This window comes from Acidovorax sp. MR-S7 (assembly GCF_000400995.2).
Lineage (GTDB): Bacteria > Pseudomonadota > Gammaproteobacteria > Burkholderiales > Burkholderiaceae_C > MR-S7.
Window position 1 is genome coordinate 20,774 of the sequence record NZ_DF238987.1, and the last position, 23,265, is coordinate 44,038.

The following is a 23,265-nucleotide window of genomic DNA, read 5'->3' on the forward strand; positions in this document are numbered from 1 at the left end:
GGGTTACATTGCATGCACTCGAAGCGCGCCTCGGCACGCCACACGAGGGGACCGAGGAGACAGCCCTAAATTCCAAGAACACACAATCATTAGCATCCGCGTCGAGATGCTCGCAATTCCCAAGGCACCTGTGACCCAGGTGCTTTTTTTTTGTCCTCCGGCACCGCCCCGGGCGGGCTGCAGGGCGGTGCGACAATCCGGCGGATGGAATGGATCATCGTCTCGCTGGCCTCGCTGCTGGCTGGTTTCGTGGACGCGATCGTCGGCGGAGGCGGTCTGATCCTGCTGCCGGCCCTGTTCGCCACCTTCCCCGCCGCCCCGCCCGCCACGCTGCTGGGCACCAACAAGAGCGCCGCCATCTGGGGCACGGGCGTGGCCGCCTGGCAGTTCAGCCGCCGCGTGCGGATGCGCTGGCCGGCCATGCTGCCGGCGGCGCTGGCCAGCTTCGCCGGCGCCTTCGCCGGGGCGTGGGTGGTCACCCTGATCTCGGCGGACTTCCTGCGCAAGCTGCTGCCCGTGGTGCTGGCCGGTTTGCTGCTCTACACCCTGGCGCGCAAGGACCTCGGCCGCGAGCACGCCCCACGCTTCGCGGCGCGCCGGGAAACCCTGGCGGCCAGCCTGATCGGGGTGCTGATCGGTTTCTACGACGGCTTCTTCGGCCCCGGCACGGGCAGCTTCTTCGTCTTCCTGTTCGTGCGCGTGCTGGGCTACGACTTCCTGAACGCCTCGGTGTCGGCCAAGCTGCTGAACCTGGCCACCAACCTGGCGGCGCTGATCCTGTTCACGCTCAAGGGCCACGTGTGGTGGCACATCGCGCTGCCGCTGGCCGTGGCCAACGTGGTCGGCAGCGTGCTGGGCACGCACCTGGCGCTCAAGCACGGGGCGGGCTTCGTGCGCGGCATCTTCATCCTGGTGGTGGGGCTGCTGATCCTCAAGACCGGGTACGACGCATTCCTACGCTGACGAAGCGCCCGCGGGTGCAGCATGCCCCTTTCGTTCCACCCCACCTGCCGGAGAAGCCCATGCCTGCCCTGACCTTGATCGGCGCGCCCACCGACGTGGGCGCCAGCGTGCTCGGCGCCAGCATGGGCCCGGACGCGCTGCGCATCGCGGGCATCGCCCGTGCGCTGCGCGAGCGGGGCTTTACCGTGCGCGACATCGGCAACCTGGCCGGCCCGGGCAATCCGCAGGACGCGCCCTCGGAGGGATTTCGCCACCTGGCCGAGGTGGTAGCCTGGAACCAGGCGGTCTTCGCCGCCACGCACGCTGCCCTGGAGGCCGGCGAGTTGCCGCTGCTGATGGGCGGCGACCACTGCCTGGCGATCGGCTCCATCAGCGCCGTGGCCCGGCACTGCCGCGCGCGCGGCAAGCGGCTGAAAGTGCTCTGGTTCGACGCCCATGCCGACGCCAACACGCCCGACACCACCCCCAGCGGCAACCTGCACGGCATGCCCGTGGCCTGCCTGCTGGGCCAGGGCCCGCAGGCGCTCACGCAGCTGGCCGGCAGCGGCCCGGCCCTGCACGCGGGCGAAATCGCCCAGGTCGGCGTGCGCAGCGTGGACCCGAACGAAAAGCGCTTCGTGGACGAGCACGGCATCGAGGTGTTCGACATGCGCACCATCGACGAGCTGGGCATGCGCGCCGTGATGCAGGCTGCCCTGAAGGACGTGGACCGGGACACGCACCTGCACGTGAGCTTCGACATGGACTGCCTGGACCCCTCCGTGGCCCCCGGCGTGGGCACGGCCGTGCGCGGCGGCCCCACCTACCGCGAGACGCAGCTGTGCATGGAGATGCTGGCCGACAGCGGCGCGCTCGGCTCGGCCGACCTGGTGGAGCTGAACCCGGCGCTGGACGTGCGCAACCAGACGGCCGAACTGGCCGTGGACCTCCTGGAGAGCCTGTTCGGCAAGTCCACGCTGATGCGGATGTGACAGGGTTTGTGGCGATGCGCGCCGCCCAGGCGGGCTCCCTATAATGTGACCGCCTCGTGACGCGCCCCACCCGGGCCCCTTTGCGCGGGCAACGGTTTTCCGGCTTGTGATCCGCAAGGCCGGATTTTTTGTACCTGAAAACACTCCCACGCAGGAACACGTTCATGCAGATGCTCAAGACCCTGGCCGCCGCCGTGCTGGCCGTGTGCACCGCTGTCGCCGTGCAGGCGCGCCCGCTGGAGGACATCCGCAAGAGCGGCACCATCGTCCTTGGCTCCGAGGGGCAGTACGCGCCTTTCAACTTCTTCAAGGGCAAGCAGCTCACGGGCTACGAGATCGAGGTGGCCGAGGCCGTGGTCAAGAAGATGGGCCTCAAGCACGAGTGGAAGACCGTGGGCTTCGACGCCCTGCTCACCGGCCTGGCGCAGGACCGCTGGGACCTGGTGATCGCCTCGCATGCCATCACCGACGAGCGTTCCAAGGCCGTCACCTTCACGCTGCCGCACTACTGCTCGGGCGGCCAGATCGTCTCCATGAAGGCCGAGATCGGCAAGGCCGGCGACCTGGCCGGCAAGGTGGTGGCCGTGCAGACCGGCACCACCTACCTGGAAGCCGTGAAGAAGGTGCCCGGCGTGAAGGACGTGAAGAACTTCCCTACCGACGAGGCCGCCCGCAACGCCCTGGCTTCCAAGCGCGTGGACGCCTGGGTGACCGACCGCTTCGTGGCCAAGGAAATGCTGGCCAAGGCGCCCCAGGCAGGTTTCCACACCGGCGACATGCTGTTCGTCGAGCAGGTGGCCGCCGCCGTCTCCAAGGGCAACCAGGGCCTGGCCGATGCCTGGAACAAGGCTTTGAAGGAGGCCATCGCCGACGGCAGCGTCGCGGCGATCTCCAAGAAGTACTTCCAGGAAGACGTGACCTGTAAGTAACCTCTTTCATACTCCCGGCCGGGCGCGGCGCGCCCTGCCCGCTTCTCCCATGCTTCTCGCTCTCTGGCCCGCACACTGGAGCCGTTCCCAGCGCAGCAACGCGACCCTGGTGGCGGCCCTGGTGCTGATGGCCCTGGTCCTCTCGCTGCTCGGCCAGTTCCTCTCGTTCTTCCCCGAGCCCATCGGCTCCAACGCGGCCCTCTTCTCCGAAGGCGCGCTCACCACGCTCACCCTCACGCTGGTCAGCGGCGCCGTGGGCCTGGTGCTGGGCACCGCAGCGGCGCTGGCGCGCACCTCGCGCCTGGCATGGCTGCGCTGGGTGGCCAGCTTCTACATCTGGGCCATCCGCGGCACACCGCTGCTGGTGCAGATCCTGTTCGTGTATTTCGCGCTGCCGGTGCTGGTGCCGGGGCTGAACCTGCCCGACTTCGCCGCCGCCGTGGTGGCGCTGGGCCTGAACGTGGGCGCCTACAACGCCGAGGCCATCCGCGCCGGCCTGCAGGCCGTGCCGCGCGGGCAGACCGAGGCGGCGCGCGCACTGGGCCTGTCCCGCACCCATGTCTTCTTCGACGTGGTGTTCCCCCAGGCGTTCAAGATCGCGCTGCCGCCGCTGGTGAGCAACTTCGTGGCGCTGCTCAAGGATTCGTCGCTGGCCTACGCCATCGGCGTGGTGGAGCTGACCAACGTGGGCAACCGCATCCAGTCGGCCACCTTCCAGCCCGTGGCGACGCTGGTGACGGTGGCCATCACCTACCTGATCCTGACCACGCTGGTGACGCAGGTGACGCACGCGATCGAGCACCGCTTCGACGTGGAAGGGCGCGTGAAATGACGCAGGACACGAACGCCACGCCCTACATCGTCTGCCAGGACGTGCGCAAGGCCTTCGGCAGCCACGAGGTGCTCAAGGGCGTCTCGACCGTGTTCCGCACGGGCGAGGTCACGGTCATCATCGGCGCCTCGGGCTCGGGCAAGAGCACGCTGCTGCGCGCCATCAACCGCCTGGAGCCGCACGACAGCGGCAGCATCGCCATCGACGGCGTGGAAGTGACCGACGACCCGCGCACGCTGCAACTGCAGCGCAGCGAGGTGGGCATGGTGTTCCAGCAGTTCAACCTGTTCGGCCACATGAGCGTGCTGGACAACGTGACCCTCGCGCCCCGGCGCATCCGCCGCACGCCGCGCGGTGAGGCCAACGACAAGGCCATGGCGCTGCTGCGGCGCGTGGGCATGCAGGACCATGCGCACAAATACCCCTGGCAGCTCTCGGGCGGCCAGCAGCAGCGCGTGGCCATCGCCCGCGCGCTCGCCATGCAGCCGAAGGTGATGCTGTTCGACGAGCCCACCAGCGCCCTCGACCCCGAGATGGTGCAGGAGGTGCTGGACGTGATGCGCGAGCTGGCACGCGGCGGCATGACGATGATCGTGGTGACGCACGAAATGGGCTTCGCCCGCGAGGTGGCCGACCGCGTGATGTTCTTCGACCAGGGCTGCATCGCGCACGACGCGCCGCCGGCCGAGTTCTTCGCCCGCCCGGCCAACGACCGCATCCGCGCGTTCATCGGGCGCATGGGCGCCTGAACCCTCATCCCCCAAAAACCATAGCTGCTCGCGCTCGCTATACAAGGGTTTCAGCATCGAAGCATACTGAAACCGGCTTACAACAAGCGCGACCAGCTCCTTTTTTTGACAAGCAACCGCATGCGTCCCGAACGCCAGGGCCTGCTGGCCCTCCTGGTGGTGGTCGTCGTCTGGGGCACCACCTTTCCCGCGATGAAGATGCTGTCGGCGTACCTGGACGCGCCGCAGATCATCTGGGCGCGCTTCGCCATCGCCCTGCTGGTGCTTGCGCCGATGTGGCGCGGCCTGCGCGCGGCCGAGCGGCGCTGGGGGCTGCTGCTGGGCGCGCTGCTGTTCCTGGCGTTCTGGCTGCAGATCGAAGGGCTGGCGCGCACCACCAGCAACCGCAACGCCTTCGTCACGGGGCTGAACGTGCTCGTGGTGCCGCTGCTGGCCATGGCCGTGCTGGGGCGGCGCTACGGCGGCGCGCTGTGGCTGGCCTGCGGCATGGCGCTGGCGGGCATGGTGCTGATGTTCCACGAGGACGCGCCGTGGAACCTGGGCGACACGCTCACGCTGGCGAGCACGCTGTTCTACGCCGTCTACATCCTGGCACTGGAGGAATGTGCGCGCCGCAACTCCGCGCAGCCGCTGCGCGCCACGCGCATGGCGGCCGTGCAGGCGCTGGTGATGTTCACCGCCGCCGGCGCGCTGGTGCTGGCGCGCCACGGCGGCGCTGCCACGTCGCTGCAGGCGCTGGCCGCGCTGCCCGGACCGGCGCTGGCGGCGCTGGTCTACCTGGGCGTGGTCGCCAGCGTGCTGGTGGTGACGCTGCAGGCCTGGGGCCAGCAGCGCGTGGACGCGATGCGCAGCGCCATCGTCTTCGGGCTGGAGCCGGTGTTCGCCGCCGCCACGGCCTGGGTGCTGATCGGCGAGCGGCTGGGCGTGGCGGGCCTGGCGGGCGCAGCGCTGATCGTGGCGGCGCTGGTGGTGAGCCAGATGCCGCCGCCTCCCGCAAGGCTCAGGGCGTCGTGAGCGGCACGTCCTCGGCGCGGCGCGGCGTGCCCATGGGCGCGCCGGCCTGTCCCTTGGCGACGGCGGCGAGGTCTTCCGCGCTGGGGTACTGGCCCAGCAGCCAGTAGTCGAACACGCGGCGCACGATGGGCGCGGCCGCGGCGGCGCCGAAGCCCGCGTTCTCCACGATCACCGCCACGGCCACGCGCGGCTCCTCCACGGGCGCGAAGGCGGCGAACAGCGAATGGTCACGCTGGTGCTCGGCCAGCAGCTGGGCGTTGTACTTCACGTTCTGCCCGAGGCTCACGGCCTGGGCGGTACCGGTCTTGCCGGCCGAGGTGTAGGGCGCACCCGCGAACACGCGCCGTCCCGTGCCGGCCTGGTTCACGGCCATGAGGGCGTTGTTCACGATGGCCACGTTCTTCGGCTTGAAGCCCAGGTTCTCGCCGGGCGGCTGCTGCACCTCGGTCACCTCGCCGGTCACCGAGTCCTTCACCGCCTTGATGAGGTGCGGGCGGTGGCGCGTGCCGCCGTTGGCCAGCGTGGCCTCGGCCACGGCGAGCTGCAGCATGGTGAAGTTGTTGTAGCCCTGGCCGATGCCCAGCGACACGGTTTCGCCCGAATACCAGCGCTTGGCCTCGGGGCGCTTGTAGGCATTGCGCTTCCACTCGGTGCTGGGCAGCACGCCGCGCAGCTCGCCGCCGAGGTCGATGCCGGTGATCTGGCCGAAGCCCAGCGGCTTCATGAAGTCGTGGATGGCGTCCACGCCCATCTCGACGGCCAGCGAATAGAAATAGGTGTTGCTCGAATACTGGATGGCGCGGTGCATGTCCACGCCGCCCAGCCCGCCTTCGTGGCTGCGGAAGGTGCGCCCGCCGTAGTTGAAGAAGCCGGGGTCGTTGAACACCGCCGTGGGGTTGCGCTTGCCCAGCTCCAGCGCGGCCAGGGCCATGAAGGGCTTGTAGGTGGAGCCCGGCGGGTAGGTGCCGCGCAGCGCGCGGTTGAGCAGCGGCTTGTTGATGGACTCGTTGAGCGCCTGCCAGTTCTCCTGGTCGATGCCGTCCACGAACAGGTTCGGGTCGAACGTGGGCTTGGAGACCAGCGCCAGCACCTCGCCGTTGCGCGGGTCCAGCGCCACCAGCGCGCCGCGCCGGTCGCCGAACATCTCCTCCACGAGCTTTTGCAGCTTGATGTCCAGCGACAGCATGACCGTGCCGCCGGGCGTGGCCGGGTGGCTGTTGAGGCGCCGCACCGCGTGGCCGCCAGCCGAGGTCTCCAGGCGCTCGAAGCCGGTGTGGCCGTGCAGCGTGGACTCGAAGCTCTGCTCCACGCCGAGCTTGCCGATGTAGTCCGTGCCGCGGTAGTTGGCCGCGTCGTCCGAGTCCTCGATGCGCTCCTTCTCGCGCTGGTTGATGCGGCCGATGTAGCCGATGGCGTGACTGGCCACCTCGCCCATCGGGTAGTTGCGGAACAGGCGCGCCTTGATCTCCACGCCGGGGAAGCGGTAGCGCTGCGCCGCGAAGCGCGCCACCTCCTGGTCGGTCAGACGCGTGCGGATGGGCAGCGACTCGAAGCTGCGCGACTCGTCCATGAGCCGCTTGAAGCGGCGCCGGTCGCGCTGCTGGATGTCCACGATCTTGGCCAGCTCGTCGACCGTCGCCTCCAGGTCGATCGCGCGCGAGGGCGTGATCTCCAGCGTGTAGGCCGAGTAGTTGGTGGCCAGCACCACGCCGTTGCGGTCCAGGATCAGCCCGCGGTTGGGCACGATGGGCACCACCGCCGTGCGGTTGCTCTCGGCCTGGTCCGCCAGGTCTTCGTGGCGCATGACCTGCAGCACCACCAGCCGCCAGACGATGAGCAGGAACGCCAGGAGCACCACCGCGCCCACCACGAACACGCGCAGGCGAAAGCGCGACGCATCGGCCTCGACGTTGTGCAGCTCGGTCATTGCGCCGGCCCGCTGCGCCCAGCCTCACCCGTCCGATGGCTGCGGAGCAAGCCATGCCAGCGGACGCCGTGGAGCTGGCTTTGCCAGGCCACCGGCGTCGTCCCCCTGGAGGGGGAAGGCGCGAAGCGACTCAGGGGGTGGTTCATAGCGGCCGGTTGTCGTCCTGGTCGGGCGGACGGCGCTGGGGTGCGAGCAGCAGCCAGCTCGCCAGCGGCCAGATCACCGCCTCCAGCAGCGGGGCGGCCACGCCGTCCAGCCCGGGCAGCAGGCCGCCGCCGGCCATGCGCAGCAGCAGCTCCAGCGCGTGCGCGCCGGCGAAGAGCGGCAGCAGCTGCAGCGCCTGCGCCAGCGGGCCGAACCACAGCAGGCGCCGGTTCGACAGGTGCACGGCGAACATGAGCGCGCAGTAGACCAGCGCATGCTGGCCCAGCAGCGCGGACTGGTGCACGTCGATGCACAGCCCCATGGCGAAGGCCAGTCCCATGCCCACGCGCTGGGGCTGGTGCATGCCCCAGAACGCGAGCAGCACCATCACCCAGTCGGGCGTCCACACCACGCGGCCCAGCGGCAGCATGTTCAGCGCCAGGGCTGCCACCAGGCTGGCCGCGATGAAGGCGGGGCTGACGGGCAGCAGCAGCTGCTGCCCCTTGGGCATGATCATTTGCGGCCTCCGCGCTTGGGCGCCTGCGGCTCGGGCGCGGGCCGCGGCGGCAGGCTGGCCCCCTCGGCCGTTTCGCCGGTCAAGGGCTGCAGCACCATCACGTGGCGCGCACCGTAGACCTGGGCCAGCGGCGCGCAGTAGATGCGGGCGAAGGTGGAGTCCGCGCGCCGCTCCACGCGGATCACGCGGGCCACGGGCAGGCCTGGCGGGTACAACCCGTCCACGCCGCTGGTGGTGAGCAGGTCGCCCTCCTGCACGTCGGCGTTGCCGGGGGTGAAGCGCAGCTCCATGCCGCCGCCGTGGCCCATCGTCGGGTCGCCGTAGGCCACGCTGCGTGCGCCGGTGCGCAGGTTGAGCACGGGGATGGCCTGGTCGCGGTCGATGAGCAGCGTGACCTCGCTGAGCATGGGATAGACGCGCGTGACCTGGCCCAGCACGCCCGAGGCGTCCATCACGGGCGAACCGGGCTCCACGCCGGCGAGCTGCCCGCGGTCCACCATGATGCGGCGGGTGTAGGGGTCCGCCGTGTCGTAGATCACCTGTGCGGCCTGGGCAGGGGTCTGCAGGCGTTCGCGCAGCGCGAGCAGCTGGCGCAGCTCGGCGTTCTCGCGCAGGAGCTGGTCGGTTTCGCCCGCGCGCACCGCCATCTGCGCCATCTGCCGGCGCGCCGCGTCGGTGCCGGCCTGCGCCTCCTGCAGCGACTGGAAGTAGCCCGCGCCCTGGCCGGCGAACTCCACCGGCTGCAGCATCAGCCACTGCAGCGGGTACAGCACCGTGGCCACGCCCTTGCGCAGCGGCTCGGTGACGTGGAAGCGCGCGTCCGCCACCATCAAAAACAGCGCCAGGGCGCTGTAGAGGGCGAGACGCGAGAGCGGGGAAGGCCCCTGCCGGAGAAAGGACGGCGCCGAGCGGTCCAGGGTTCCCAGGGGCATATACGATCAGCTATCCACGCGCGTGCGTCACGCGCAACGCGTGAAACTGGCGCGCCCCAAGCGAGGGCCGCCGCGCAAGGGCCGCCCCGCCGCGCTGGCGGCGTCCCACTTCCCGCAGCGCGCAGCACTGCGAGAGAAGGGGGAAGCGGCGCAGCCGCTCAGGGGGATGCCCATATTCAATCACTGGTGAAGATGCTGCCCTGGCGGTCCATACGCTCCAGCGCGATGCCGCAGCCGCGCACCACGCAGGTCAGCGGCTCCTCGGCCACGAGCACGGGCAGGCCGGTTTCCTCGGCCAGCAGGCGGTCCAGGTCGCGCAGCAGCGCGCCGCCGCCGGTGAGCATCATGCCGCGCTCGGCGATGTCGGCGCCCAATTCCGGGGGCGTCTGCTCCAGCGCGTTCTTGACGGCGGAGACGATCTGGTTGAGCGGCTCGGTGAGCGCCTCCAGCACTTCATTGCTGGAGATGGTGAAGCTGCGCGGCACGCCCTCGGAGAGGTTGCGGCCCTTGACCTCCATCTCCTTGACCTCGGAGCCGGGGAATGCCGAGCCGATGTGCTTCTTGATGGACTCGGCCGTGGGCTCGCCGATCAGCATGCCGTAGTTGCGGCGGATGTAGTTGATGATGGACTCGTCGAACTTGTCGCCGCCCACGCGCACGCTGCCCTTGTAGACCATGCCGCCCAGCGAGATCACGCCGACTTCGGTGGTGCCGCCGCCGATGTCCACGACCATCGAGCCGGACGCTTCGGACACGGGCAGGCCCGCGCCGATGCCGGCGGCCATGGGCTCCTCGATCAGGTAGACGGCGGTGGCGCCTGCCGCCTCGGCCGCATCCTTGATGGCGCGGCGCTCGACCTGAGTGGAGCCGCAGGGCACGCAGATGATGATGCGCGGGCTGGGCGTGAGCACCGAGCGCGGGTGCACCATCTTGATGAACTGCTTGATCATCTGCTCGGTGATGACGAAGTCGGCGATCACGCCGTCCTTCATCGGGCGGATGGCCTCGATGTTGCCGGGCACCTTGCCGAGCATGGCCTTGGCCTCGTGGCCGACGGCCTGGATGACTTTCTTGCCGTGGGGGCCGCCTTCGTGGCGGATGGCGACGACCGAAGGCTCGTCGAGCACGATGCCCTTGTCACGGGCGAAGATCAGGGTGTTGGCGGTGCCAAGGTCGATGGCCAGGTCGGTGGAGAAGTACCGACGGAATGCTCCGAACATGCAGGGATCCTCTCAGGCACGGCATGCACGTCGGCCTGCCGTCGCCGGAAATCTAGGGGGTGTTTGTGGGCTTTTTTCGCACAATGACCGGCGGTAGGGAGGGTATTGCGGCAAAGCCGGGATAATAACGCATCCCCTGTGAATAACTTCCCATGGCACGGCCCGGATTGGAGCTTTACATCCGGTTTCCCTCGCCCTTTTCCCTATGGCACTGACACCCCAGGACATCGGCCGCATCGCCAATCTAGCGCGGCTGGAACTGAGCCCCGATGACAGTGAGCGCATGCTCACCCAGATCAACGGTTTCTTCGGCATCGTCGAGAAGATGCAGGCTGTGGATACCAGCGGCATCGCACCCCTGCCGCACCCTGTCGCCGCGATCCAGGAAATCGCCCTGCGATTGCGCGACGACGTGGCCAGCGAGCCGAACCAGCGCGAGGCCAACCAGCAGAGCGCCCCCGCCGTCGAACGCGGCCTGTTCCTCGTGCCCAAGGTGATCGAATGAGTTCCACCGCACTGCATGACCTGGGCGTGGCCCAGTTGGCCGCCGAGCTGCGCGCCAAGCGCGTTTCGGCCGCCGAGGCTGCCCGGCACTTCCTCGACCGCGCCAAGGCGCACCAGAACCTGGGCGCCTACGTCGCCATCGACGAGGGCGCCACGCTCGCCCAGGCGCGCGCGCAGGATGCCGCGATCGCCGCCGGCACCGCCGCGCCGCTCGCGGGCGTGCCGATCGCGCACAAGGACATCTTCGTCACGCGCGACTTCCCGAGCACCGCCGGATCGAAGATGCTCGACGGCTACCGCTCGCCGTTCGACGCCACGGTGGTCACCAAGCTGGCCGAGGCCGGCTGCGTGACGCTCGGCAAGCTCAACTGCGACGAGTTCGCCATGGGCTCGGCCAACGAGAACTCCGCCGCCGCCCCCGTGGGCTTCGACGCGCCCGCGCCGGTGCGCAACCCGTGGGACGCGGAGCGCATCCCCGGCGGCTCCTCGGGCGGCAGCGCCGTGGCCGTGGCCGCGCGCCTCGCGCCCGCCGTGACGGGCACGGACACGGGCGGCTCGATCCGCCAGCCCGCGTCGTTCTGCGGCATCACGGGCATCAAGCCGACCTACGGGCGCGCGAGCCGCTACGGGATGATCGCGTTCGCGTCGAGCCTCGACCAGGCCGGCCCGATGGGCCGCAGCGCGGAAGACTGCGCGCTGCTGCTCTCGGCCATGTGCGGCCCCGATCCCGACCGCGATTCGACGAGCCTGGACGTGCCCGCTGAGGACTTTTCCGCCAAGCTCAATGATTCGCTGGACGGCCTGCGCATCGGCATCCCCGCCGAGTTCTTCGGTGAAGGCCTGCAGGATGACGTGCGCGCCGCCGTCGAGGGCGCGCTCAAGGAATACGAGAAGCTCGGCGCCAAGCTGGTGCCCATCAGCCTGCCGCGCACCGAGCTGTCGATCCCCGTGTACTACGTCATCGCGCCTGCCGAGGCCTCGTCCAACCTCAGCCGCTTCGACGGGGTGAAGTTCGGCCACCGCGCCAAGGACTACACCGACCTCGTGGACATGTACAAGAAGACCCGCGCCGAGGGTTTTGGCGACGAGGTCAAGCGCCGCATCATGATCGGCACCTACGTGCTCTCGCACGGCTACTACGACGCCTACTACCTGCAGGCGCAGAAGATCCGCCGCATGATCGCCGACGACTTCCAGCAGGCGTTCAAGAGCTGCGACCTGATCGCCGGCCCCGTGGCCCCCAGCGTGGCCTGGAAGCTCGGCGAGCACGGCAGCGACCCTCTCGCCGACTACCTGGCCGACATCTTCACCCTGCCCGCGTCGCTGGCCGGCCTGCCCGGCATGAGCGTGCCCGCGGGCTTCGGCGCGCACGGCATGCCCGTGGGGCTGCAGCTGATCGGCAACTACTTCCAGGAAAGCCGATTGCTCAACGCCGCGCACCGGCTGCAACAGGCGACCGACTTCCACCTCCGCGCACCGGAGGGCATCTGACATGACCGCGAAACTGATCCAGGGCTACGAGGTCGTCATCGGCTTCGAGACGCACGCCCAGCTCGCCACGCAATCGAAAATCTTCAGCCGCGCCAGCACGGCCTTCGGCGCGGAACCGAACACGCAAGCCTGCGCGGTCGATCTGGCGCTGCCCGGCACGCTGCCGGTGATGAACCGCGAGGCGGTCGCCTGCGCTATCAAATTGGGACTGGCACTCGGCTCCCACATTGCGCCAGAGAGCATTTTCGCGCGCAAGAACTACTTCTATCCCGACCTGCCCAAGGGCTACCAGATCAGCCAGTTCGAGATCCCCGTGGTGCAGGGCGGCGAGGTGTCGTTCTACCTCGGCGACGAGAAGAAGACCGTGCGCCTGGTGCGCGCGCACCTGGAGGAAGACGCGGGCAAGTCGCTGCACGAGGACTTCGTCGGCCAGTCGGGCATCGACCTGAACCGCGCGGGCACGCCGCTGCTGGAAATCGTGACCGAGCCCGACATGCGCGGCACGGAAGAAGCCGTGGCCTACGCGCGCGAGCTGCACAAGATCGTGACGTGGATCGGCATCTGCGACGGCAACATGCAGGAGGGCTCGTTCCGCTGCGACGCCAACGTCTCCGTGCGCAAGCCGGGCCAGCCGCTGGGCACGCGGCGCGAGATCAAGAACCTGAACTCGTTCAAGTTCATGCAGCAGGCCATCGACTACGAGATCCGCTGGCAAATCGAGCAGATCGAGGACGGCCACGCGATCCAGCAGGCCACCGTGCTGTTCGACCCCGACACGGGCGAGACGCGCGCCATGCGCACCAAGGAGGACGCGGCCGACTACCGCTACTTCCCCGATCCCGACCTGCCGCCGCTGCGCATTGCCGCAAGCTGGATCGACGAGGTGAAGGCCCGCATGCCCGAGCTGCCGCGCGCCATGGCCGCGCGCTTCGTGGAGCAGTACGGCCTGCCGGAATACGACGCGACCACGCTCACGCAGAGCCAGGCGATGGCTGCCTACTTCGAGGATGCGGCGAAGGCCAGCGGCGCGGCCAAGCTCGCGTCGAACTGGGTGATGGGCGAAATTTCGCGCCGCCTGAACGCCGAAGAGATCGGAATCGAGCAGGCCAAGGTCGGCAGCGCGCAGCTGGCCGCGCTGATCCGCCGTATCGGCGACGGCACGATCAGCAACAACGCGGCGCGGCAGGTGTTCGACGCGCTCTGGAGCGGCGAGGGCAGCGACGTGGATGCGGTGATCGAGGCCAAGGGCCTCAAGCAGATGAACGACACGGGCGCCCTGGAGGCGATCATCGACGAGGTGATCGCCGCCAACCCCGCGAACGTGGAGCAGTACAAGGCCGGCAAGGACAAGGCGTTCAACGCGCTCGTGGGCCAGGTGATGAAGGCCAGCAAGGGCAAGGCCAATCCGGCGCAGGTCAACGAGCTGTTGAAAGCCAAATTGGCCTGAAGCGCTTTCCAGCCAAGCGCTGGCAGCTATCAAAAAGAGAGGGCTCCCTGGGGGAGCCCTTTTTCCTGTTCAGCGCGTACCGGGTGGCGGCGTCCACTGTTCGGCGGATGCGCGCTGGGCCGCCCAGAGCTGGCGCAGCTGGGCCAGCTCGGCGTCGAAGCGCTGGGCAATGCGGCGCTTTTCCTGGTCCTGCGCAGCGATGAAGCGCTGCTGCTCGGCTACGGCCTCGTCGTTCTCGGCGATCTGGCGCTGCAGCTTCGCAGGGGCCTTGGCGGGGTCGCGGCGGTAGAACTCCAGCTCCACGTCGATGCGCTTGCGCTCGCCGCGCAGGTCGGCGATGCGCTTGTGCGCCACGGCGACCACTTCGTCCACCTGCGCGAGGGCGTTCAGGCGCTCCTCGCGGTGCGTGGCCTCGTCGGGGTAGCGGGCCAGCAGCACGCGCTCGCGGCGGCGCTCCTCGGCGATGCGGGCGCGCTGCTCGGCCTCCTTGCGGCGCTGCACCTCCTGGGCGGCGCGCTCATGCTCGGTGAGCGTGGGGCCGATGCGGCGGCGCTCGGCGCCGGTGTGGTCCAGGATGCGCTGCTCGCGGTCGATGCAGTCGGCGATGGGACGGTCGGCCGTGATGCGGCGGCCACTCTTGTCGATGCAGGTGTAGACCTCCTGCGCGGGCTTGTCCTGCTGCGCCCACACGGGCGCCATACCCGACGCCGCCAGCGCGCAAAGCACCGCCGCGCCGCACCTGCCGATCCGCCCTGCTGCACCTGCTTTCAAGTCCCTGCCCCCCGCGCTGCCGCTATTCGTCGTTGACGCCGTAGCGCTGGCGGTAGGCCAGCACCCGTTCGTGGTGGTCGTGCATTTGTGCATCGCCACCGCTTGCCGATAGATATTGCAATAAGTCTGCCAGTTTGGCGATAGCGCAGACCTGCATGCCCAGCTCGCGCCGCACATACTGCACGGCGCTGTGATCCACGTCACGCCCGTTCTCGGTGGCCTTTTCCTGGCGGTCGAGCGCGATGGCGATGGCGTGCGGCGTGGCGCCCGCGGCGCGGATCAGGGCGATGGATTCGCGCGCGGCGGTGCCGGCGCTCATCACGTCGTCAATGATGAGCACGCGGCCCTGGAGGGGCGCGCCGACCAGCGTGCCGCCCTCGCCGTGGTCCTTGGCTTCCTTGCGGTTGTAGGCGAAGGGCACGTTGCGGCCCAGGCGCGCCAGCTCCACGGCCACGGTGGCGCCCAGCGGGATGCCCTTGTAGGCGGGGCCGAAGAGCATGTCGAACTCGATGCCGCTGGCCACCAGGGCCTGTGCATAGAATTGCGCGAGGCGGCCCATCTTGGCGCCGTCGTCGAACAGGCCGGCGTTGAAGAAATACGGGCTCATGCGGCCTGCCTTGGTCTTGAACTCGCCAAATCGCAGCACGCCCGCCTCCACCGCGAACCGCACGAACTCCTGTGCCAGATCCTGGCCCTGCCGCTCCACCATGACTTCTTCCTTGTTCAAATTAACCAGTCTCAACCTCAACGGCATCCGCTCGGCCACGTCCAAGGGCGTGGAGGCGTGGATCGCCCAGAACCGCCCGGATTGTATTTGCGTGCAGGAGATCAAGGCCCAGGCGGGCGACGTGCAGGGCCGCTTCGAGGAGCTCGCGGGCCTGAAGGGCCACTTCCACTTCGCGGCCAAGAAGGGCTATTCGGGCGTGGGCATCTACACGCGCCACGCGCCGAGCGACGTGGTGGTGGGCTACGGCTGCAACGAATTCGACCCCGAAGGCCGGTACGTGGAGCTGCGCTTCGACACGCCCGCGCGCAAGATGTCGATCATCAGCGCGTATTTTCCGAGCGGCTCCTCAGGCGAGGAGCGGCAGTTGGCCAAGTACCGCTTCTTGGCCAACTTCCACCCGCACCTGATGCGGCTGAAGGCCGAGCGCGAGTTCATCCTATGCGGCGACATCAACATCGCCCACCAGCAGGCCGACCTGAAGAACTGGCGCAGCAACCAGAAGAACAGCGGCTTTCTGCCCGAGGAACGTGCGTGGATGACAAAGCTGTTGCACACGACTGACGAAGGCGGCGGCCTCGTGGACGTGTACCGCCTGCTGCAGCCCGACACCACGGATGCCTGCTACACATGGTGGAGCAACCGCGGCCAGGCCTATGCGAACAACGTGGGCTGGCGGCTGGACTACCACCTGGCCACGCCGGCCCTCGCGCGGCTGGCGCGCACCGAGGAAATCTACCGCGCACAGAAGTTCAGCGACCATGCGCCCATCACGGTGGGCTATGAGCTGGCGCTCTGAATTCAGGAGCTGCTTGCGCTTGGTATTTGCCGATTTCCCTATCATTTGATACGGAAAACAGCCTGCTACAAGCGCAAGCAGCTCCTGATTCGATAGCTCACCCGCGCGCCGCCATGTGGCGCTGCGCGCTCTCCCAGCCCAGCTCAGCCAGCGGACCGGCCTTGGCCCCCGTCTCCTGCGCGTCCTCCGCAGCCGCATTGCCATCAAACGCGCGCTGGGCGATGCCGTGCAGGATGGCCGCCATGCGGAACAGGTTGTAGGCGATGTAGAAGTCCCAATCGCCTGCCGCATCACGGCCGGTGGCGTCGCCGTACCAGGCGATGTACTCTGCCTCCTGCGGAATGCCCAGCGCGGCCAGGTCCAGCCCGCCGATGCCACGCCACAGGCTGGGCGGGATGCGCCAGGCCATGCACTGGTAGGACAGGTCGGCCAGCGGGTGGCCGAGGGTCGACAGCTCCCAGTCCAGCACGCCGATGACGCGCGGCTCGGTGGGGTGGAAGACGAGGTTGTCCAGCCGGTAGTCGCCGTGCACCAGCGTGGTCTCGTCGCCCGCGGGCAGGTGCTCGGGCAGCCAGTCCATGAGGCGGTGCATGGCGTCATTCATCGGCAGCGTGGATTCGCGGCACTGGCGCGACCAGCGGGCGATCTGGCGGCCCACGTAGTTGCCCTCCTTGCCGTAGTCGCCCAGGCCCACGGCGCGGTAATGAACGGCATGCAGCGCGGCGATCACGCGGTTCATCTCGCGGTAGATGGCGCGGCGCTCGTCGGGATGCATGCCGGGCAGCGACTGGTCCATGAGCACGCGGCCCTGGAGGAATTCCATCACGTAGAACGGCGTGCCCAGCAGCTCGCTGCCCTCGCAGTAGTGGAGCATGCGCGGCACGGGCACATCGGTATCGGCCAGCGCCTTCATCACGCGGTATTCGCGGTCGATGGCGTGGGCCGAGGCGATGAGCGTTCCCGGCGGCTTCTTGCGCAGCACGTAGTCGCGCCCTTCGCCCGCCGTGATGCGGTAGGTGGGGTTGGACTGGCCGCCCGCGAGCACGCGCACCTCCAGCGGCGCGCTGCCCGCCAGGCCCTGGGCGCGCAGGTAGTCGCCGAGCGCTTCCACCGGCAGGGGATTCGCGGGGCCGCTCATAGCGAACTCACCAGGTGCGCGCCGTCGACGGCCAGCGTGGCGCCCGACATGGCCGCGCCCGCGTCGGAGGCCAGCAGCAGCAGCGGGCCGTCCAGGTCGGCCACTTCGCCGAAGCGGCGGCTGGGGATGCGCGCGCGCAGCTTGTCGCCCGCGGGGCTGGTGAGGAAGTCGCGGTTCAGGTCGGTCACCACGTAGCCGGGCAGCAGCGCGTTCACGCGGATGCCGTGGCGCGCCAGCTCCAGCGCCAGGGCCTTGGTGGCCTGGATCACGCCCGCCTTGGAGATGGCGTAAGGCGCCACGCCGCCCGTCACGCGCTCGCCCAGGATGGAGGCCACGTTGACGATCGCGCCGCCCTTGCCCGCCGCCACCATGCGGCGCGCGGCCTCGGTGGCCACGAGCCAGTTGCCCTTGAGGTTGGTGCCGAGCACGTGGTCGAAGTCTTCCTCGGTCTGCTCCAGCACGGGGCGCGTCACCGTCACGCCCGCGTTGTTGACCACCACGTCGGGCACACCCCAGGCGCCCACGGCGTCGAGGCAGGCGCGCACGCTGGCGTTGTCGGTCACGTCGAGGGAAAACGCGCGGGCTTCGCCGCCCTGCGCGGCGATGGCCTCCACCACGCCCTGCAGCTTGTCCACGCGGCGCGCGGCCAGGGCCACGCGCGCGCCGGCGGCGGCCAGCACCTGGGCGAAGTGCGTGCCCAGGCCGCTGGAGGCGCCGGTCACCAGCACCAGCTTGCCTTGCAGGCCGAATCGGTCGATCGTGCCCTTCATGCGGCACCCCCTTCGCGCAGCAGTTCGGCCTCGGCCTTTTCGGCCAGGTGGGCGAGCTTGCGCGCCATGCTCCAGCGGTGCACCTCGCTCGGGCCGTCGTAGATGCGGAAGGCACGCATGTCGGTGAAGATGCGCATCACCGGCGTCTCGCCCGTCACGCCCTGGCCGCCGAGCATCTGCACGCTGCGGTCCACCACGCGCCACTCGGCCTCGGAGCAGACGACCTTGGCGCGGCTCGACTCGAAGTTGCACTTCTCGCCCTGGTCCAGCAGCCAGGCCGTGTGCCAGATGTGCAGGCGCGCGGTGTGCAGGTCCATGTCGTTGTCGGCCAGCATGAAGCCCACGCCCTCGTGCTCCACCAGCGGCTTGCCGAAGGCGTGGCGCTTGCGCACGTAGTTCAATGCCGTGTCGTGCGCGCGGCGCGCCTGGCCCAGCCAGCGCATGCAGTGCGTGAGCCGCGCGGGCGCCAGGCGCACCTGCGCGTAGCGGAAGCCCTTGCCGATCTCGCCCAGCACATCGGCGGTGGGCACGCGCAGGTTCTCGAAGTGCAGCACGCCGTGGCCGCCGGTGAAGCAGGAGTCCATCGCGTCCATGTTGCGCTCCAGCGTGATGCCGGGGCGGTCCATGTCCGACAGGAACATGGTGGCCGAACCGTCCTCCATGCGCGCCATGATGATGGCGTAGTCGGCCCCGTCGGCACCGGTGATGAACCACTTGCGGCCGTTGATGACGTAGTCGTCGCCGTCGCGCACCGCCGTGGTCTGCAGCATCGATGGGTCCGCGCCTGCGCCGGGGGAGGGCTCGGTCATCGCGAAGCACGAGCGCAGCGCGCCCTCCACCTGCGGGCGCAGCCAGCGCTCCTTTTGCGCGGGCGTGGCCACCTCCTCCATCAGGTGGATGTTGCCCTCGTCGGGTGCGTGGATGTTGAGGGCCGTTGGGCCCAGGCGCGAATAGCCCGCTTCCTCGAATACCATGGCCTTCTCCACGTGCGTGAGGCCCATGCCGCCCATCTCGCGCGAGGCGTGGGGCGTGAGCAGGCCCGCCGCCCTGGCGCGCGCCACCAGCTCGCGGCGCAGCGGCTCGTCGGGGCCATGGTGGGACTGGCGCGGGTCGTTCTCGAGCGGAATGACCTGCTCGGCGATGAACCGGCGCACTTTGTCGCGCAACGCGACCAACTCGGGCGAAAGGGAAAAGTCCATGGAAAAGATCTCCTGATCGGCGATAATTGCCCCATCATATTGTTGAGCAATATTGATGGCAATACCCATGACCGACGAAACCGATACACCCACCTCCGCCGCCGACGCGGTGTTCCACGGCATCGTGCAGGGATTGGCGCTGCAGAAGTTCGTGCCCGGCCAGCGGCTCGTGGAGGTGGACCTGGCCGCGCAGTTCGGCGTGAGCCGCAACTCCGTGCGCGAGGCGCTGCAGCGCCTGGCCGCCCAGGGGCTGGCGGATCTGCACCGCAACAAGGGCGCGGCCATCCGCGCGCTGTCGCCGCAGGAAACCCTGGAAGTGCTCGACGTGGCCGAGCGCATGACCGGCCTGCTCGCGCGCAGCGCCGCACGCCGCATCGCAGCCGGCGCCTCCGGCGCGGCCGTCGAGCAGGCGCTGGCCCAGCTCCACACTGCCGACGGCGCGCAGGATCCCGACGCCTTCGCCCACGCCCGGCGCGCCTTCTACCGCGCCCTGCTGGACACCAGCGCCAGCCGCGAGTTGCGCCGCCTGCTGCCGACCATCCACATGCCCATCGTCTACGCCCAGCACCGGCCGGCGGCGCTGCAGCGCATCCGCATGCGCGACTACCGGGCGATGGGCGAGGCCGTCATCCAGGGCGACGAGGACGCTGCGGACGCTGCGGGCATGGCGCACGTGCGCAACGTGCGCGAGGCGATCGAGGCGGCCCTCTCCCCCGACCGGGCTCAGGCGAGGCGATAGAACCGCGCCGCGGTATCGCGGTAGAGCTGCCGCTTCTCGTCCTCCGACATGCCCGCGGTGATCCGCTTGAAGGTGTTCCACAGCACCTGGTAGCTGCACGTGCCCTTGTCCACGGGGAAGTTGCTCTCGAACATGCAGCGCGACGGTCCGAAGATTTCGATGCAGGTGAGGATGTAGGGGCCCCAGGCCTGCGCCAGCTCCGCGGAAGTGGGCGGCCTGTCCGCCTGGTGGAATCCAAAGCCGAACACGCTCATGCCCAGGCCGCCGAGCTTGATGCAGACGTTGGGCAACTGGGCGAACTTCTGCAGCAACCGTTTCCATTCGGCAAAGACGGCATCCCGCTGCCCCGCATAGGGGCCCACGCCCAGGGGCACGCCAATGTGGTCGATCACCACAGGGATGTCGGGAAAGGCGCACGCCAGGTCATGGAGTTCGTCGAGCTGGGTGTGATAGGCCCAGGAGTCGAACGTGAGCCCGAAGCGCGCGAGCGTGGCATAGCCCTCGCGGAACTTCGGATCCATGTAGAGGTGCAGCGGCGGAGAGTGCATCACGCCGTACTGGAACTGCGTATGTGCGGCCGCGTGGCAGCGGATGCCGCGAAAGCGCCCCGCTGCGGCCTGCAGGTGCGCGGTCAGGGTTTCCTCGACGCGTGCGCCCAGCGTGAAATCCGCGAAGCCCACGATGCCCTCGCAGACCCGCGTGCCCGCCTGCGCGGCGTTGGCGCTGGCGGCGATGGCCACGACACGCTCCGTCTCGCCCACCGGGCGCAGGTGCTCGGGGCCGTCCGTGCGGTAGCCGAAGCCCACCTGGATGAAGACCGTGGACTGGATGCGGTGCCCCGAACCCAGATCGGCGAGCAGGTCGTCCTGCATGTAGCCGCCCCACAGGGTGTCGGACAGGTGGTGATGCGGGTCGACGATGGGCAGCTCCGGCTCCAGCGGCGCCTCGTGGTGCCGTGCGAGCCATTGCGGACGGACTTCGGCGCGGGGGACGACGGGAAGGGTGCTCATGCTCAGATTCCGAGAAAGGCTTTTTGTACGAATGCGTCCTGCAGCAGTTCCTGGCCGGAGCCCGAGCGGATTACCGTGCCCTGCTCGAACACGTAGGCATGGTGCGCCATCTTGAGGGCGAGGCGCGCGTTCTGCTCCACCAGGATCACCGAGATGCCGGTCTCCCGGTTCAGGCGCACGATGGCCTGCGCGATCTCGGACACGATCTTGGGCGCGATGCCCAGCGAGGGCTCATCGAGCATGAGGATCTGCGGATGCGACATCAGCGCGCGGCCGATGGCCACCATCTGCTGCTCACCGCCGGAGAGCGAGCCCGCGAGCTGGTTGCGGCGCTCCTGCACGCGCGGGAACAGCGCGTAGACCTGCTCCAGCGAGCGGTTGCGCACCGCCGCCGAGCCGACGGTGTGCGCGCCCACCATGAGGTTCTCCCAGACGGTCATGCGCGGAAACAGCCGGCGCCCTTCGGGAGACAGCGCCAGCCCCATCGAGACCCGCTGCGCCGGGCCGGTGGCCTCGATGCGCTGCCCGTCCAGGTGGATGCTGCCGGCCGAGACTTTCTTCAGGCCCATCAGCGCCTTGAGCGTGGTGCTCTTGCCCGCGCCGTTGGAGCCGACGAGCGCCACGATCCGGCCGGCCGGCACCGTGAAGCCGATGCCGTGCAGCGCCTCCACCAGCCCGTAGTGGACAACGACATCCTTGACTTCAACCGTGGGCATCTTCGTCCACTCCCAGATAGGCTTCGATCACCGCGGGGTTGTTGCGCACCTCGTCGGGCGTGCCTTGCGCGATCTTCTGTCCCTGCACGAGCACGATGATCTTCTCGCAGGTGTTCATGACGAGCGCCATGTGGTGCTCCACGAACAACAGCGAGATCTCGTGCCGGTCGCGCAGCGTCTTGAGCAGGCCGCCGAACTCGGCGCATTCCTCGGGGTTGAGACCCGCGGCGGGCTCGTCGAGCAGCAGCAGCCGCGGCCGCGTCGCCAGGCCGATGGCGACGCCGATGCGCTTCTGGTGGCCGTAGGCCAGCCCCCCGGCCACTTCGTTGCGGTAGGGCGCCAGGCCCGTGATCTCCAGCACCTCGTCCACTTCCTCGCGCACCTTGCGCAGGGCGTTGCGGTAGCGTGCGGTCTGCGCGATCTGCGCCCACACGGGCACGTCGAAACGCGCCAGCGCGCCCCGGTACAGGTTCTCCTGCACCGTGGCGGTGGGGTACACCGTGGCCGACTGGAAGGTGCGCGCCAGTCCGTGGCGCACCACCTGGCTCGGTTTCATGCCCTCGATCTGCTGGCCCGCGAACTGGATGTTGCCGGCCGAGGGCGGCAGCGAGCCGCTGATCACGTTGAAGGCGGTGCTCTTGCCCGCGCCGTTGGGGCCGATCAGGCCGACGATCTCGCCCGCGTTGAGCTCGAAACTCAGATCCTTGACGGCAGCCAGGCCGCCGAAATAGCGGGACAGGCCATCCACCTTGAGCAGTGCGGTCATGCCTTGCCCCCCTTCCCTCGGAGCTTCGTGGCGATCCCCACCAGGCCACCCGGCAGGAACTTGAGCACCAGGATCAGCGTGATGCCGTAGAGGATGTTCTGCGTCTCGATCGCGCTGCGGAACAGCTCGGGCAGCGGCGTCATGATGAGCGCGCCCAGGATCGGCCCCAGCACCGACGCGCGGCCGCCGATCACCAGCATGACGATGGCCGCCACGGAAATGTGCTGGTTGAACGACTCGGGCGAGACGAAGCCCAGGTAGTGCGCCAGCAGCGCGCCCGCGAACCCGGCCATGGCCGAGCCCAGCACGAACGCGAACATCTGCGTGCGCTGGATGCCGATGCCGCTGGCCTCGGCCAGCTCCTGGTTGTCGCCCACGGAGTCCAGCGCCGTGCCCTGGGGCGTGCGGAACAGCGCGATCAGCAGCACGATGGAGGCGAAGGCGCAGACCGCCGCCAGCACGTAGAACGAGGTCTTGGTGTCGAACGCGAAGCCGAACATGGACGCAGGCGGAATATTGGCGATGCCGTTCGCCCCGCCTGTATGGCTGCCGCCCTCCAGCAGGATCAGCCGGAACAGCTCGCCAAAGCAGAAAGTCACGAGAACGAAGTACACGCCCTGCAGGCGAAGGATCACCGAACCGAGCAGGTAGGCCACCGCAGCGGCGACGGCCACGCCGAGCGCGACCGACAGCAGGAACGGCGCATGCCACTGGGTGGTGGCCATCACCGAGGCATAGGCGCCCATCCCCATGAATGCGGCGTGGCAGAACGACAGCTGCCCGGTGCGGCTGAGCAGCGACAGCCCGTTGACCAAGATGATGTTCAGGCAGACCAATACCGCCAGGTGCATGTAGAACGGGCTGCTGGTGAACAGTGGCAGGGCGAACAGAACCAGCAGGCCGGGCAGCCAGCGGCGCCAGTGCGCCTGCGGGTGTCCGGCGCCGGGGTCGGGGGCGCGAGGCTTCATGGTCGGGGCAGTGGAAGAGGCATGC

Annotated in this window: 24 protein-coding genes; 11 read left to right on the forward strand and 13 right to left on the reverse strand. The window is 69.0% G+C overall.

Translation table 11 applies throughout. The features are described 5' to 3' along the window. Positions 1 to 204: 204 nt before the first annotated feature. The 6 genes from AVS7_RS20535 to AVS7_RS20560 all read left to right on the forward strand — a co-directional run bounded on the left by AVS7_RS20535 (position 205) and on the right by AVS7_RS20560 (position 5,458). On the forward strand, positions 205 to 963 hold the full coding sequence (locus AVS7_RS20535) for a TSUP family transporter (RefSeq protein WP_020229944.1): 759 nt from the start codon (positions 205 to 207) through the stop codon (positions 961 to 963). Between the two features lie 59 nt (positions 964 to 1,022). After that, entirely contained in the window at positions 1,023 to 1,934 is a 912-nt protein-coding gene (gene rocF, locus AVS7_RS20540; protein WP_020229945.1) for an arginase, read from the forward strand. Positions 1,935 to 2,098: 164 nt separating this feature from the next. Continuing rightward, positions 2,099 to 2,863, forward strand: a complete 765-nt coding sequence (locus AVS7_RS20545; RefSeq protein ID WP_020229946.1) for an ABC transporter substrate-binding protein — start codon at positions 2,099 to 2,101, stop codon at positions 2,861 to 2,863. A 49-nt stretch (positions 2,864 to 2,912) separates the two neighbouring features. Continuing rightward, the gene (locus AVS7_RS20550; RefSeq protein WP_024001967.1) at positions 2,913 to 3,695 is read left to right on the forward strand and encodes an amino acid ABC transporter permease; all 783 of its coding nucleotides are present in this window, start codon (positions 2,913 to 2,915) and stop codon (positions 3,693 to 3,695) included. Beyond that, positions 3,692 to 4,444, forward strand: a complete 753-nt coding sequence (locus AVS7_RS20555) for an amino acid ABC transporter ATP-binding protein (RefSeq protein ID WP_020229948.1) — start codon at positions 3,692 to 3,694, stop codon at positions 4,442 to 4,444. The genes AVS7_RS20550 and AVS7_RS20555 overlap by 4 nt, the downstream gene beginning before the upstream one ends. Positions 4,445 to 4,564: 120 nt before the next feature. Continuing rightward, positions 4,565 to 5,458, forward strand: a complete 894-nt coding sequence (locus tag AVS7_RS20560; protein WP_020229949.1) for a DMT family transporter — start codon at positions 4,565 to 4,567, stop codon at positions 5,456 to 5,458. On the opposite strand, the gene mrdA is transcribed toward AVS7_RS20560, so the two are convergent. The 4 genes from mrdA to AVS7_RS20580 all read right to left on the reverse strand — a co-directional run bounded on the left by mrdA (position 5,445) and on the right by AVS7_RS20580 (position 10,198). Beyond that, positions 5,445 to 7,385, reverse strand: coding sequence for a penicillin-binding protein 2 (gene mrdA / locus AVS7_RS20565; RefSeq protein ID WP_020229950.1), 1,941 nt, complete (start codon positions 7,383 to 7,385; stop codon positions 5,445 to 5,447). The two genes, AVS7_RS20560 and mrdA, sit on opposite strands and share 14 nt — an antisense overlap. Positions 7,386 to 7,527: 142 nt before the next feature. Then, the gene (mreD, locus tag AVS7_RS20570; RefSeq protein WP_020229951.1) at positions 7,528 to 8,046 is read right to left on the reverse strand and encodes a rod shape-determining protein MreD; all 519 of its coding nucleotides are present in this window, start codon (positions 8,044 to 8,046) and stop codon (positions 7,528 to 7,530) included. Then, positions 8,043 to 8,978, reverse strand: a complete 936-nt coding sequence (mreC, locus tag AVS7_RS20575; RefSeq protein WP_024001968.1) for a rod shape-determining protein MreC — start codon at positions 8,976 to 8,978, stop codon at positions 8,043 to 8,045. The genes mreD and mreC overlap by 4 nt, the downstream gene beginning before the upstream one ends. A gap of 176 nt (positions 8,979 to 9,154) precedes the next feature. Further along, positions 9,155 to 10,198 (reverse strand): rod shape-determining protein, encoded by a 1,044-nt coding sequence (locus AVS7_RS20580; protein WP_020229953.1) that lies wholly within the window; start codon positions 10,196 to 10,198, stop codon positions 9,155 to 9,157. 205 nt (positions 10,199 to 10,403) lie between these two features. Here AVS7_RS20580 and gatC point away from each other — a divergent pair, with 205 nt between their 5' ends. From gatC to gatB, 3 genes are read left to right on the forward strand one after another with little or no spacing between them, the layout of a single operon-like run. After that, the gene (gene gatC / locus AVS7_RS20585) at positions 10,404 to 10,703 is read left to right on the forward strand and encodes an Asp-tRNA(Asn)/Glu-tRNA(Gln) amidotransferase subunit GatC (RefSeq protein WP_020229954.1); all 300 of its coding nucleotides are present in this window, start codon (positions 10,404 to 10,406) and stop codon (positions 10,701 to 10,703) included. Then, positions 10,700 to 12,193, forward strand: coding sequence for an Asp-tRNA(Asn)/Glu-tRNA(Gln) amidotransferase subunit GatA (gene gatA / locus AVS7_RS20590; RefSeq protein ID WP_020229955.1), 1,494 nt, complete (start codon positions 10,700 to 10,702; stop codon positions 12,191 to 12,193). The genes gatC and gatA overlap by 4 nt, the downstream gene beginning before the upstream one ends. Position 12,194: 1 nt before the next feature. Next, positions 12,195 to 13,640: an Asp-tRNA(Asn)/Glu-tRNA(Gln) amidotransferase subunit GatB gene (gatB, locus tag AVS7_RS20595; protein ID WP_020229956.1), complete on the forward strand. Its 1,446-nt coding sequence runs from the start codon at positions 12,195 to 12,197 to the stop codon at positions 13,638 to 13,640. Between the two features lie 69 nt (positions 13,641 to 13,709). Here gatB and AVS7_RS20600 read toward each other — a convergent pair whose 3' ends face one another. Both AVS7_RS20600 and pyrE read right to left on the reverse strand, forming a co-directional pair. Further along, positions 13,710 to 14,339, reverse strand: a complete 630-nt coding sequence (locus AVS7_RS20600; RefSeq protein WP_020229957.1) for a hypothetical protein — start codon at positions 14,337 to 14,339, stop codon at positions 13,710 to 13,712. Positions 14,340 to 14,433: 94 nt separating this feature from the next. Continuing rightward, a complete protein-coding gene (gene pyrE, locus AVS7_RS20605) occupies positions 14,434 to 15,120 on the reverse strand; it encodes an orotate phosphoribosyltransferase (RefSeq protein ID WP_020229958.1) in 687 nt (228 codons plus the stop codon). A gap of 10 nt (positions 15,121 to 15,130) precedes the next feature. Between pyrE and AVS7_RS20610 the strand changes: the two genes are divergently transcribed. Beyond that, positions 15,131 to 15,934, forward strand: a complete 804-nt coding sequence (locus tag AVS7_RS20610; RefSeq protein WP_020229959.1) for an exodeoxyribonuclease III — start codon at positions 15,131 to 15,133, stop codon at positions 15,932 to 15,934. A gap of 97 nt (positions 15,935 to 16,031) precedes the next feature. Here the strand turns inward: AVS7_RS20610 and AVS7_RS20615 are convergent, their stop codons facing one another. Genes AVS7_RS20615 through AVS7_RS20625 form a run of 3 tightly spaced genes read right to left on the reverse strand, consistent with a single transcriptional unit; the run spans position 16,032 to position 19,041 of the window. Continuing rightward, entirely contained in the window at positions 16,032 to 17,072 is a 1,041-nt protein-coding gene (locus tag AVS7_RS20615) for a phosphotransferase (RefSeq protein WP_020229960.1), read from the reverse strand. After that, on the reverse strand, positions 17,069 to 17,842 hold the full coding sequence (locus AVS7_RS20620) for an SDR family NAD(P)-dependent oxidoreductase (RefSeq protein ID WP_020229961.1): 774 nt from the start codon (positions 17,840 to 17,842) through the stop codon (positions 17,069 to 17,071). The genes AVS7_RS20615 and AVS7_RS20620 overlap by 4 nt, the downstream gene beginning before the upstream one ends. Further along, a complete protein-coding gene (locus AVS7_RS20625; protein WP_020229962.1) occupies positions 17,839 to 19,041 on the reverse strand; it encodes an acyl-CoA dehydrogenase family protein in 1,203 nt (400 codons plus the stop codon). Before AVS7_RS20625 ends, AVS7_RS20620 begins: the two co-directional genes overlap by 4 nt. A gap of 67 nt (positions 19,042 to 19,108) precedes the next feature. Between AVS7_RS20625 and AVS7_RS20630 the strand changes: the two genes are divergently transcribed. Continuing rightward, on the forward strand, positions 19,109 to 19,780 hold the full coding sequence (locus AVS7_RS20630; RefSeq protein ID WP_020229963.1) for a GntR family transcriptional regulator: 672 nt from the start codon (positions 19,109 to 19,111) through the stop codon (positions 19,778 to 19,780). On the opposite strand, the gene AVS7_RS20635 is transcribed toward AVS7_RS20630, so the two are convergent. Genes AVS7_RS20635 through AVS7_RS20650 form a run of 4 tightly spaced genes read right to left on the reverse strand, consistent with a single transcriptional unit; the run spans position 19,765 to position 23,240 of the window. Continuing rightward, the gene (locus tag AVS7_RS20635) at positions 19,765 to 20,790 is read right to left on the reverse strand and encodes an amidohydrolase (protein ID WP_020229964.1); all 1,026 of its coding nucleotides are present in this window, start codon (positions 20,788 to 20,790) and stop codon (positions 19,765 to 19,767) included. The two genes, AVS7_RS20630 and AVS7_RS20635, sit on opposite strands and share 16 nt — an antisense overlap. A 2-nt stretch (positions 20,791 to 20,792) precedes the next feature. Continuing rightward, positions 20,793 to 21,506 carry an ABC transporter ATP-binding protein gene (locus AVS7_RS20640; protein ID WP_020229965.1) on the reverse strand — a complete coding sequence of 238 codons (714 nt, stop codon included), beginning with the start codon at positions 21,504 to 21,506 and terminating at the stop codon, positions 20,793 to 20,795. Continuing rightward, positions 21,493 to 22,272, reverse strand: coding sequence for an ABC transporter ATP-binding protein (locus AVS7_RS20645; RefSeq protein WP_020229966.1), 780 nt, complete (start codon positions 22,270 to 22,272; stop codon positions 21,493 to 21,495). The genes AVS7_RS20640 and AVS7_RS20645 overlap by 14 nt, the downstream gene beginning before the upstream one ends. Further along, positions 22,269 to 23,240: a branched-chain amino acid ABC transporter permease gene (locus tag AVS7_RS20650; protein WP_020229967.1), complete on the reverse strand. Its 972-nt coding sequence runs from the start codon at positions 23,238 to 23,240 to the stop codon at positions 22,269 to 22,271. Before AVS7_RS20650 ends, AVS7_RS20645 begins: the two co-directional genes overlap by 4 nt. Positions 23,241 to 23,265 lie beyond the last annotated feature (25 nt).